This is a genomic window from Mycolicibacterium fluoranthenivorans, from assembly GCF_011758805.1.
Lineage (GTDB): Bacteria > Actinomycetota > Actinomycetes > Mycobacteriales > Mycobacteriaceae > Mycobacterium > Mycobacterium fluoranthenivorans.
Map to the genome: position 1 here is coordinate 60,177 of NZ_JAANOW010000006.1, position 10,906 is coordinate 71,082.

The window sequence follows — 10,906 nt, forward strand, 5'->3', positions numbered from 1 at the left end:
ATCCGCCGCGTGGCGAGTGGTAGCCAGCGAGCGGGTGGCGACGTTGCATCGGCTGGTCACGACCGACGATGCCGCTACCGAAACGAGTATCACGACACGAGTGTGTGCCGGGCCATATTGACGCGATCGTTACGCGCGTGACATGTTCCTTGGGAACGATCTTGATGTATGCACAGCAATATCGGACGGCAGTGCGAGCCGGACAATGTAACAGGTAGAACCATTGGAAGGACGCTTGGGTATGCAGCCAGCAATATTTGATGGATTGCCGCTGGTCATGTCAGCTATTTCGGTGGGGGCTATCCTGGTCAGCGCCGTGACATCCAAGCACCGACGTGCCGCCCGTACGCGGGGCGCCGGCGAGGTGTCACGTGCACACCTCGGCGCCGACGCTGTGAGCTACTGTCAGTGCACCCGTGATGATTGCTCGATGTGCCCCGCTCGTTGGTCGCTTTGAGCCGTGGCGTAGTCGCAGACGTGCGTCGGCAGACCGTCTGTCGATTGGCTCGATGACGCGGACCGGCCAGAAAGGGCGGCCGCGAATTATCGTGGGCAGGAATGGTCACCACATCGCTGACCCAGTATTTATTCTCCCGCGCCATACTGCTCACCGGTATGGATTGCGATAGAAGTCGAATCCAGACTCGGTATTCGGCCGAGTATAGAATTTTCCGGACCTGAGCCCAGCCGGTCCGACGCGCGGGTCGGTTGACGATCAACTCATTCACAGGCAAGTTGGCGTCATGTATCGGCTGAGCTCGCTCGCCGGGGCCGGTATCGGCGTCGGGCGCAAGCAGCGAGTGCGGCTGTTGCGAATCTATTTGAGCGCCACGACGTTTCTCTATGCATACGGCGTGGTGTTCACCTTGTTCCCGGTGCGCAGCGACATCGCCTACGGCAATCCGACGGGCGGCATCATCGCCATCCTTCTCGGGCTGGCGGCACTGACGCAGCTCGCGATCCAGTCGGAACACGTCATGTTCCCCACCGTGGCTGCGATCGCGGCGACCCCTGTGGTGATGGCCTTTCACGTCACGATGACCGCCGAGTATGTCTGTCTCATCGCTCCGATGTTCTTGGCGATGTATCTGCGGGCCTTCCACCCGCCCTACCGGGCGTGGATGCTGATCGCGGCGCTCACCGTGGCCTGTGTGGTTGCGGTCGCCCTTGCCCCCGCACCGCACGTCGGCGTCATCACGTTTCTCATCATCGTCGTCGCCATCACGGCAGCAGCCGAGTCCTTCGGTCTACTCATGCGCGCGATGTTCACCGCCGCATGTACCGACCCGATGACGGGCCTGCTGAATCGCGCTGGGTGGGAGATCGGAACCTCCGATCTGCTCAGGCATTTCCGGCCGACCATGTCGGTCTCGGTGGTGGTCGTCGCGCTGGACATCGATGGTCTGAAGACCCTCAACGACACACAGGGCCACCAAGCCGGAGACCGCCGCATCACCGACTATGCCCGCCAGTGGAAACAGCTGGTACCGCGCCGTGCTGTGTTGGCCCGCCTCGGCGGTGACGAGTTCGCCGTCTGCATCGCAGGTGAAGATCCCGGGGTCGTCAGGGATTTCCTCGACAGCGTCCGGACGACGACACCGTCGGTCAGCCTCGGAACGGCCACTGCGAACTTGTCCGGCGCCAACATCGCCACCCTGTATGCACACGCCGACGCCGCGCTGTACCAGAGTCGCGGTCGTCGCCTCCAAGGCCCTGACACCGTCGCGAACGGCTAGTCGAAAGCCCGGGCAGTCCGGGCGAATGCAGCACCAAATGACGGACGCACAGTGATAGTTCCGTTCATGGTGGAAGTGCGGGACGCGGTCCCGGCCGATGCGCTGGCCGTGGCTGAGACGCACGTCCGTTCCTGGCAAGTGGGCTACGCGGGACTGATCTCGCAGAAGTACCTCGACCGGATGCGACCCGAGGACAGGGCCAGTCGCTACAAGTTCGAACGAATGGACCCCGTCAACGGGCCCTACACACTGGTAGCCGTCGACGAGGGCGTCGTATGCGGGCATGTCACGCTGGGGCGATCACGGGAACGTGAGCACGACGAGTTCGGCGAGATCTGGTCGCTCTATGTCGATCCCGTGCACTGGGGATCAGGTGTGGGTAGCACCCTGCTGGCCGCCGCGTGCCGGCAGTTGAGCCAGGCCGGATACGGCGTGGCCTATCTGTGGGTGCTGTCGACGAACACCCGTGCACGACGCTTCTACGCGCGCGCCGGCTGGACCATCGAAGGATCCGAACGAACCGATTTCGTGGGCGGCAAGTACATCTGCGAGATCAAGTACGAATTGCGGGTCGACAGTCGCGAAACGACCCATTCCGCAGTCTGATCCGGTCCGTCGAGGCTACGTCGCGACGGGAACGTGTCGCCGGAGGAAAGCCAGGTAGTCGGAGACCGCGCGGTCGAAGTGCTCGCCGAAATAGATGTCGAAATGGCCGACCGGATACGTGTGCACTTCAGCACCGGATGCCCGGGAGGTCTGGCGCTCAGCGGTGCGGTTGGGGGCCACGGTATCCGGGTCACAGAGCGCGACGTAGACCGGGCAGCGGATGTCTTTGGTGTGCCGGCCGGGTGCGTAGAAAAGAACATCGAATGCCGAGCGTGCGGTGATCCTGTTGTCGAAGTCGGCATCCTCGGCACCCAGCGCCGTGATGCCGGGCAGCGCGTCATATGCACTCATGAACGACGGGACGCCTGGTCGTGCCGCAGAAGGCAGGTAGCGCGGCGCCGCGCCGCGGGCTGCACCGATGAGGTCCCGTACGGCGGCGCACGTGACTCGGACGCTGGTGAACGGATTGACAGCCAGGGCGGAGGCCAGACCGTCGGTGAACGGGCATTGGGCGATCGCGGCGGCGAGGCGGTGATCGCGCGCGGCCATGGTCAGCGAATGCCCGCCGCCGAAGCTGGTTCCCCAGGTGACCACCCGGTCGGCATCGATGCCGGGTAACGACCGGGCGAACGCGATCGCCGCCTCCCAGTCGGCCAACTGTCGGGGTACCGACAGCAATTGCCGTGGCAAGCCGGCACTGTCGCCGAAGTGGCGGTAGTCGAACACCAGGCATGCGTAGCCTGCGGCGGTGAAGCGCTGGGCATAGGCGTCCAGGTGCATGGCCTTCGTGCCACCGAGGCCGTGGGCCATCACGATGACGGGTGTCGGCGCGCCGTCATCGTCGGACTCCGGCCGGTAAAGCCATGCGTCGCAACGTTCGCCGCCGCTGGAAAACTCCGTGTTCTCACGGTTCTCACGCATTCGCCCTCACCGATCCCGGATCTTCCGCCGCCCGACAGTCTTCGACGGCACAATACTTGCCGTGCACAACAAGCAGGCCCTGCGGCCGCCTTTGGTGATCGCCGCGCTCGGCGTGGTGTTCGGCGATATCGGTACCAGCCCCATCTACACCCTCCAGACGGTCTTCAACCCCGGCGACCCGCATCCGGTACCGATCAGTGAGACACATGTCTATGGCGTGGTGTCGTTGATCTTCTGGTCGGTGATGCTCATCGTCACCCTCACCTACGTCAGTCTGGTGATGCGCGCCGACAATGACGGTGAGGGCGGCGTCATGGCGCTGATCACGCTGGTGCGCCGGTGCTGCCCGGCCGGGCATGAACGCAAGGCTGCGGTGCTGTCGGGGCTCGGTCTGTTCGGCGCCGCGCTGTTCTTCGGTGACAGCATGATCACCCCGGCCATCTCGGTGCTGTCGTCCATCGAAGGGCTGAAAGTGATTGAGCCCGAATTTGATAGGTGGGTCATCCCACTGACGGTGGTCATCATCGTGGCGTTGTTCTCGGTGCAGCGGCGCGGCACCGAGAACATCGGGCGGTTCTTCGGTCCGGTGATGATCGCCTGGTTCTCCGGGATCGGAGCGTGCGGGATCGGTGGAATCGTCGCTCATCCCGACATCCTGCGGGCGCTGTCGCCGACCTATGCCCTGGGGTTCATGGCCGGGCACTTCCACATCGCCTTCTTTGCGTTGGCGGCCGTGGTGCTCTCGGTCACCGGCGCCGAGGCGCTCTATGCGGATATGGGCCACTTCGGCCGACCCGCCATCGTCACGGCGTGGCTGGCGTTGGTGCTGCCCGCCTGTGTGCTGAGCTACTTTGGCCAGGGCGCGTTGTTGTTGGGTGACGAAAACGCCGTCAGCGCACCGTTTTTCCTTCTCGTCCCGGAGTGGGCGCGGATCCCGATGGTCGTGTTGGCCACCGCGGCGACGGTCATCGCCTCCCAAGCGGTGATCACCGGCGCGTTCTCGGTGGCCGCGCAGGCCGCCCAGCTCGGCTACCTGCCACGGCTGCGCATCGCCCACACGTCCGCGCAAGCCATGGGGCAGATCTATGTGCCGTGGATCAACGGGGTGCTGATGGTGGCGGTGTTGACGCTGGTGCTGGCGTTCCGCAGTTCGGCGGCCCTGGCGTACGCGTTCGGTATGGCGGTGACCGGGACGATCACCATCACCACGCTGCTGTTCCTCTACCAGGCCCGGGCCCGCTGGCATACGCCGCTGTGGATTGTGGTGGTCGGTGGGGGCGCGCTGCTGGTCGTCGACCTGATGTTCTTCGCCGCGAACCTCACCAAGCTGGTGCACGGCGCGTGGCTGCCACTGCTGATCGCGATCGCCGCGTTCACGGTGATGGTCACCTGGCAGCGCGGCCGAGATGTGGTGACCAAGGCCCGCGAAGAGGCCGAGGGACCCCTGCAGGACTTCGTCGACAAGCTCGTCGCGGACCCGGCGGCGACGGTGCGCATCCCCGGCACCGCGGTGTTTCTCAACCGGGGCGGCGAGACGGCCCCACTTTCCATGCGCGCCAACGTCGAACACAATCACGTGCTGCACGAGCACGCCGTCATCATGTCGCTGGACGTCCAGCCTGTGCCCCGTGTCCCTGACGATCAGCGCATCACGCTGGACAACCTGGGTTACACCGATGACGGGATCAGCTTCGTCAGCGCCAAGTTCGGCTATATGGAACGGCCGGATGTGCCTGCGGCACTGAGACTGGTCGAAGAACACCCGTCGATGGAGGCGCCGCTGTCGGTCGATGATGCGACGTACTTCTTGTCGAAGCTGGAGCTGACTCCCGGTGACGCGCCCACCATGGCGCCCTGGCGTAAGCGACTGTTCATCGCGACCTCCTACATCACCGCCGATGCGGCTGGCCATTTCGGGCTTCCGCTGGACCGCACGGTGATCATCGGCTCGCGTATCGAGGTGTGACGGTGGACGGTGCGGCGGAATCTGCCGTGACCGCAACGGGTTATGGCAGCACTGTCCGCATCAGCATCACGTTGTAGTCCGACCATAGGGAGAGGTTGTAGTACAACACTTTTCCGGTCGACCAGGGGTGCAGGAACGGAGCGTAGATACCACCGGGGAATTCCGAGTGCGACACCAGCATGGCCTCCGGACCCCACGGCCCCTGCGGGGCGGGCGCCGTACGCATCACCACGTCGTTGAGCCCGTTGCAGTAGAGCGCCACGTACTGCTTGAGGTACGAGTTGTACTGCGCCGACATCTCGCCCAGCGGACCCGGGATCACCACGGTGGCCGCCCCCGGATTCCCGGGAACCCAGGCATTGCTGTCGGAATTCCAGTATTCGTACTTGGTCACGTCCGGCACGTTGGCCGGTTGCACCCGTGCCACATATGCCGAACCGCCGCGGCCCGGTGGCGTGCCGAACGAGTAGAGGTAACCGTCGCCGGGTCCGGGCTTCATGAAGGCGCCCATCTGGAAGTTCTCGTTGCCGGGGGTGTAGGCGACGCGATCGGTGCTGTCCGGTGCGGCGGGGCGGATGCTGGTGGGATACACACCCCAGTGCTCGCCGTTGTCCGGCGAGACGGCGACGCCGGAGAAGTTCGTCGACCACCGGCCGTCGGCATCCCAGTTCTTGATCGACATGAAGTTGACGTACTGGTTGTTTCCGACCGAGATGCCGGCGGTCGGGATGATGCCCTTCTCCACGGGCGCCCAGTCGATGCTGTTGATGATCTGCTTGGCCAGCCCCGGCCGCCACGACGGTGCACTGGATGCCGCGACGGAGTCGGTCAGGGAGGTGTCCTGGCTGCGCATCAACACGTTGTAGCGCCACTGCTTCTGGGGGGTGCTGCAGTAGCCGTAGGTGTCGCCGAAGGCCATCAGCACCTGGTGGTTGGCGGCATTGCCGTTGTCCCACATGATCCCGAGATCGGTTCCGGTGATCGAGTACTTGGCAATGGTGTTGTTGGAACTCTCCGGGCCGGTCACCCATCCGATCAGCGAAGTGCCCGGCGCGGGCATCGGCGCCGCCGCGGGTGCCGGAGTGGCGGCGGGCGCGGGCGTGGCCGTCGGTTTCGGGGTGGGGACCACCGCGGCCTGCTGCTGGATCTGCTGAGCCGGTGTCAGCGCGCTGAGGAGGGACCGCGTCAACTTGCCCAGGCGCGGCAGTGGGGCGTTGTCGTTGGCGCCGGCGGGTCTGTGTCCCATCGGCGGCCCGCCTGCGCCGGGGCTGGGCAGCGCAGCCGTGCCCGCCGGAGGTTGCGCCGCAGCCGCGGCTCCAGTGCAGGGCTCGGCCGAGACGGGTGCGGCCACGCCGATCGCGACACACAGCCCGGCGGTGGTCACGGTGGCCACCGAGAGGGAGGCAATTCGACGACGCCGCGACATGTCACACCTTTCAGGGGCGGACGCCGAGTAGACGTCAGCACTTGTACAGCTGCGACGCTAGTGTCCTGTGGTGCTCATGTGGCTACCGGTGCGCGGATGGATACCTATCCGTGACCGTGTCGCGACTCACGTCGGTGTAATTCGCCGACGCACGCGAAAGGTGTTCACTCGCCGGTGAATTGGGGCGGCCGCTTCTGGAACATCGCGGTGACCGCCTCGGCCAGGTCCTTTGACGGGAGGAAGGCCGAGTTCCACGCCGCTACGTATCGGAGGCTCTCGGAGACCCGGGCGATGCGCTGCTGATCGAGGACATCCTTGACTCCGGCCACGGTCAGTGGCGGGTTGGCGGCTATCTCGGCGGCGGTGGCGTGCGCGGCGGCCAGGGACGCCTCGGCGTCCTCGTACACATCGTTGACCAAGCCGATCTTCTCCGCTCGCGCGGCGTCGATGTCCTTGCCGGTCAGAACGAGCTCGCGGAGATGCCCTTCCGACAGGATCAGCGGAAGCCGGGCCAGGCTGCCGACATCGGCGACGATCGCCAACTTGGTCTCGCGTACCGAGAACTTCGCGTCGGCGCTGGCGTAGCGGATGTCCGCGGCGCTGATCAGGTCGACTCCGCCGCCGATGCACCATCCGTGGATCGAGGCGACGGTGGGGGTCCGGGCATCGGCGACCGCGGTGATGGCCGCCTGCATCCGCTGCAGCTTCGTGTGGAATTCGGCGCGGGCCTTGGCGCCGGCATCCAGTGCGGGCAGGGTGGCGCCCATGGCCGGCAGATCAAGCCCGTAGCTGAAGTTCTTCCCGGACCCGGTCAGCACGATCGCGCGCACCTCGGGGTCGGCGTCCAAGGTGCCGAACACCTCGGGCAACTCGTCCCAGAAGGCCGGGCCCATGGCGTTGCCCTTACCCGGCCCGATCAGCGTGACCCGCGCGACGTGGTCGGCGATATCGACGGTCACCGATTCGTAAGCAGTACCCATGTCGATGAGGCTAACTCGCTACGGGACCGGGCCTCCCATCAGCACCTCGTTGACGGTGCTGCCGGTCAGGAACTGACACATCGCGTCGGTCAGCGACTTGGCCATGTCGATGTTGTCGGGGCTTATCGTCGACTGGTCCTGCTGCAGGATCGCGTTGATCACGGCCTTCTGCGTGGCCGCGTCCAGGTCGTTGTAGTCACCGCAGGTCATCGTGAGCGCGTCCGGCGGCGCCGGCACGTCGGGCACGGTCGACCCGCGCGGCGTGCGGGTGCGCGTGGTGGACGGGGCCGAGGTGCTCGGTCTGGACTTTGTGGTCAGCGCCGGGCCCGGTTCGGTGGTCATCGCCACCGAACCGTCGGTGGTGCGCGCGCAACCGGCCAACAGCACCAGCGCCGCCAGACCGGTTGCCGCCAGGGCCCGTTTCACGGTCAGACGCGTTCCAGATAGAAGTACAGATACTTCGGGCCGGCCGCGGTGTGGTCGATGGCGCCCTTGCCGTTCATGATGCCCAGTACCGCCCGCTCGTCGATCACCTTGAAGTGATCGTGCACCGGCCGGCCGTCGTAGACCATCGAGGCCGTCGTCTCACCGCGGAACTCCTCCAGCCACAGGCTGGCTTCACCGTTCATGGCCTCGGTGTTGGAGAACTTGTTGCCGTCGGCGTCCAGGCAGACGAGCGGTTTGGCATCGTCGGCGGAGTGGAAGGTCTTGCCGAACCAGTTGAGTCGCTTCATGAATCCGTTGGCCCGGTGTCCGGTCTGGAATTCGCCGCCCTGCCATTCGCCGATCATGAACTCGATGCTGGCCGGCGGCAGGGTCGCCCAGAACTCGTCGAGTTCGGTCTCGTCGATCTGACCCCCGCGTTTCTTGAGCGCGTCGAAGACGTTGCGGTGGGTCACTTCTGTTCTCCTCGGGACGAGATCCACTCGCGGGCGAACGCCAGGAAGGCGTCGTTCTCATGCGGAGCGGCGACGGTGACCCGTACCCCGTCCTGCCCGTACGGGCGCACCACGATGCGGCTTTCGGCTGCGGCGTTGACGAATTCGTCGGTCTGACCGGGCAGCGGCAACCAGACGAAGTTGGCTTGTGAGGGTGCCACGTCGTAACCGGCGTCGCGCAACGCAGCGCTGACCCGGATCCGTTCGGCGACCACCTTGTCGGTGCGGGCCAACAATTCGTCGGCGGCGTCCAGGCTGGCAATGGCCGCGGCCTGGGACACCGTCGTCGCGGTGAACGGCACGTACACCTTGCCCAGGGCGGTGACGATATCGGGATCGGCCACCGCATAGCCAACACGCAGCCCGGCCAGCCCGTACGCCTTGGAAAAGGTGCGCAGCACAACGACATTCGGGTGGTCTCTGACCAGCGCCAAACTGTCGGGGAGCAGACCGTCGCGGATGTACTCGACGTACGCCTCGTCGATGACGATCAGGATGTCCGACGGCACCGCGGCGACGAACTCGGCCAGCTCGGCCGGGTCCACCACCGTGGAGGTGGGGTTGTTCGGGTTGCACACGAAGATCAGCCGGGTGCGCTCGGTGACCGCCGCCAGCATGGCGTCCAGATCGTGGGTGTGGTCCTTCAGGGGCACCGCGACCGGGGTGGCGCCCGCGGTGCGCACCTGCAGCGGGTAGATCTCGAAACTGCGCCAGCCGAACATCACCTCGTCGCCCACCGAAGCGGTGATCTGGATGAGCTGCTGGCACAGGCTCACCGAGCCGGCGCCCACCGCGATGTTCTCCGGGGCGAAGTTCACATGCTTGGCCAGTCGCTCGCGCAGATCCTGGTAGCCGTTGTCCGGATACCTGTTGATGCCGGCGGCGGCGGTGGTGATGGCCTCGAGCACGCCGGGCAGCGGACCGTCCACGGTTTCGTTGCTGGCGATCTTGATGGCGCCGGGCACCGTACGGCCCGGCGTGTAGGCCGGAAGGTCGGCCATTTCGGGGCGCAGGCGGGCGGTCACCCAGCCATTCTAGGGGTGCGGCGACGGCTGTCCGATGTCGCGCTTTGCCTTCCGCGGTCCGGCCTGTGTAATCTGTGCGCTCGGCGGTTCCGGGGGTCCGGTACCCTCAGATCGTTCAGGAGGCGTGCCAGAGCGGCCGAATGGGACTCACTGCTAATGAGTTGTCCGCCTTAAAGCGGACCGGAGGTTCAAATCCTCTCGCCTCCGCCGAACAACTGAATAGTTCGACCGTGTAGTACTAATAAGCACGGTTACCAAGCGCCCGTAGCTCAACGGATAGAGCATCTGACTACGGATCAGAAGGTTAGGGGTTCGAATCCCTTCGGGCGCACCACGTTTTTGTATGACGTTTTTCACCGGCGGTCGGCATGCCGGCTCGCAAACACGAAGAGCATCGCTCACCGTGTCGCCACGTACGCGCCGGCCATGCCTTCGGACATCTGGTAAGCCCAGCTGGGACCCCTGCCTCGGGTCCGTTCGGCGGTCGCAAGCCGAGGTCCGCGATGGTTTCCAGCAATGAGCACATCCGGGCCGGCGTTACGGTGGTTCCGTGCGCCTGCTCCTCCTCGCAGATACCCACGTGCCCACGCGTGCGAGAGAGCTGCCCACCGCGGTCTGGGACGAGGTGGATTCCGCCGATGTGGTGATCCACGCCGGGGACTGGATCTCGCCGGGGTTGCTGGACCAGCTGGAGGCACGGTCACGCCGGCTGCTGGCCTGCTGGGGCAACAACGACGGTGACGAACTGCGCACCCGGCTGCCCGAACGTGCCGACGCGACGCTGGAGGGGCTGCGGTTCACCGTCGTGCACGAGACCGGGGCCTCGGCCGGGCGCGACGAGCGGATGGCGCGCCAGTACCCGGATACCGATGTGCTGGTGTTCGGGCACAGCCACATCCCCTGGGACGCCACCGCCTCGACCGGGCTGCGCCTGCTGAACCCGGGCTCACCCACCGACCGGCGACGCCAGCCGTTCTGTACCTATATGACTGCGACGGCGGCGAATGGCGCGCTCAAGGACGTCACACTGCACCGGTTGTAGTGGCAGGCTGTGGGCATGGAGCAGAAGCCGCCCATCGCTACCATCTCCGCCGCCAATCGCGCGCACCGCAGCAGTCTGCCGTTCGAGGACACCCGCGATTTCGAGAACGCCGATCGCGGGTTCATCGGGGCGCTGGAACCGTGTGTGGTGACCGCCGCCGATGGGCGAGTGGTCTGGAACAACGACGCCTACGGGTTCCTGGCAGCAGAGGCCCCCGACACCGTGCACCCGAGCCTGTGGCGGCAATCGCAGCTGTGCGCCAAACA

At 65.7% G+C, this 10,906-nt stretch carries 10 protein-coding genes, 2 tRNA genes and 1 pseudogene; 7 read left to right on the top strand and 6 right to left on the bottom strand.

Translation table 11 applies throughout. The features are described from left to right. Positions 1-743: 743 nt before the first annotated feature. Together FHU31_RS31140 and FHU31_RS31145 are read left to right on the top strand one after the other, a co-directional pair. Entirely contained in the window at positions 744-1,736 is a 993-nt protein-coding gene (locus tag FHU31_RS31140; RefSeq protein WP_167165310.1) for a GGDEF domain-containing protein, read from the top strand. Positions 1,737-1,802: 66 nt separating this feature from the next. Beyond that, positions 1,803-2,342: a GNAT family N-acetyltransferase gene (locus FHU31_RS31145; protein ID WP_167165312.1), complete on the top strand. Its 540-nt coding sequence runs from the start codon at positions 1,803-1,805 to the stop codon at positions 2,340-2,342. A 15-nt stretch (positions 2,343-2,357) separates the two neighbouring features. On the opposite strand, the gene FHU31_RS31150 is transcribed toward FHU31_RS31145, so the two are convergent. Next, the gene (locus tag FHU31_RS31150) at positions 2,358-3,263 is read right to left on the bottom strand and encodes an alpha/beta hydrolase (RefSeq protein WP_167165314.1); all 906 of its coding nucleotides are present in this window, start codon (positions 3,261-3,263) and stop codon (positions 2,358-2,360) included. Positions 3,264-3,324: 61 nt separating this feature from the next. Between FHU31_RS31150 and FHU31_RS31155 the strand changes: the two genes are divergently transcribed. Further along, positions 3,325-5,229, top strand: coding sequence for a potassium transporter Kup (locus tag FHU31_RS31155; protein WP_409371189.1), 1,905 nt, complete (start codon positions 3,325-3,327; stop codon positions 5,227-5,229). A 40-nt stretch (positions 5,230-5,269) separates the two neighbouring features. On the opposite strand, the gene FHU31_RS31160 is transcribed toward FHU31_RS31155, so the two are convergent. The 5 genes from FHU31_RS31160 to hisC form a co-directional block, all read right to left on the bottom strand. After that, entirely contained in the window at positions 5,270-6,655 is a 1,386-nt protein-coding gene (locus tag FHU31_RS31160; RefSeq protein ID WP_167165316.1) for a glycoside hydrolase family 183 protein, read from the bottom strand. 164 nt (positions 6,656-6,819) lie between these two features. Continuing rightward, entirely contained in the window at positions 6,820-7,635 is an 816-nt protein-coding gene (locus FHU31_RS31165; RefSeq protein WP_167165318.1) for a crotonase/enoyl-CoA hydratase family protein, read from the bottom strand. An 18-nt stretch (positions 7,636-7,653) separates the two neighbouring features. Next, complete coding sequence (locus FHU31_RS31170; protein WP_167165320.1) at positions 7,654-8,061, bottom strand: hypothetical protein; 408 nt, start codon at positions 8,059-8,061, stop codon at positions 7,654-7,656. Between the two features lie 2 nt (positions 8,062-8,063). Next, the gene (locus FHU31_RS31175; protein ID WP_167165322.1) at positions 8,064-8,534 is read right to left on the bottom strand and encodes a DUF4334 domain-containing protein; all 471 of its coding nucleotides are present in this window, start codon (positions 8,532-8,534) and stop codon (positions 8,064-8,066) included. After that, positions 8,531-9,598, bottom strand: coding sequence for a histidinol-phosphate transaminase (gene hisC, locus FHU31_RS31180; RefSeq protein WP_167165324.1), 1,068 nt, complete (start codon positions 9,596-9,598; stop codon positions 8,531-8,533). Before hisC ends, FHU31_RS31175 begins: the two co-directional genes overlap by 4 nt. A 118-nt stretch (positions 9,599-9,716) precedes the next feature. Between hisC and FHU31_RS31185 the strand changes: the two genes are divergently transcribed. From FHU31_RS31185 to FHU31_RS31200, 4 genes and pseudogenes are all read left to right on the top strand, one after another. After that, a tRNA-Ser gene (locus FHU31_RS31185) sits at positions 9,717-9,805 on the top strand. A 51-nt stretch (positions 9,806-9,856) separates the two neighbouring features. After that, positions 9,857-9,932: transfer RNA gene (locus FHU31_RS31190), tRNA-Arg, on the top strand. Between the two features lie 216 nt (positions 9,933-10,148). Continuing rightward, positions 10,149-10,640 carry a metallophosphoesterase family protein gene (locus FHU31_RS31195; RefSeq protein WP_167165326.1) on the top strand — a complete coding sequence of 164 codons (492 nt, stop codon included), beginning with the start codon at positions 10,149-10,151 and terminating at the stop codon, positions 10,638-10,640. 15 nt (positions 10,641-10,655) lie between these two features. After that, positions 10,656-10,906 (top strand): annotated as a pseudogene (locus FHU31_RS31200) (MBL fold metallo-hydrolase); the annotation flags it as partial.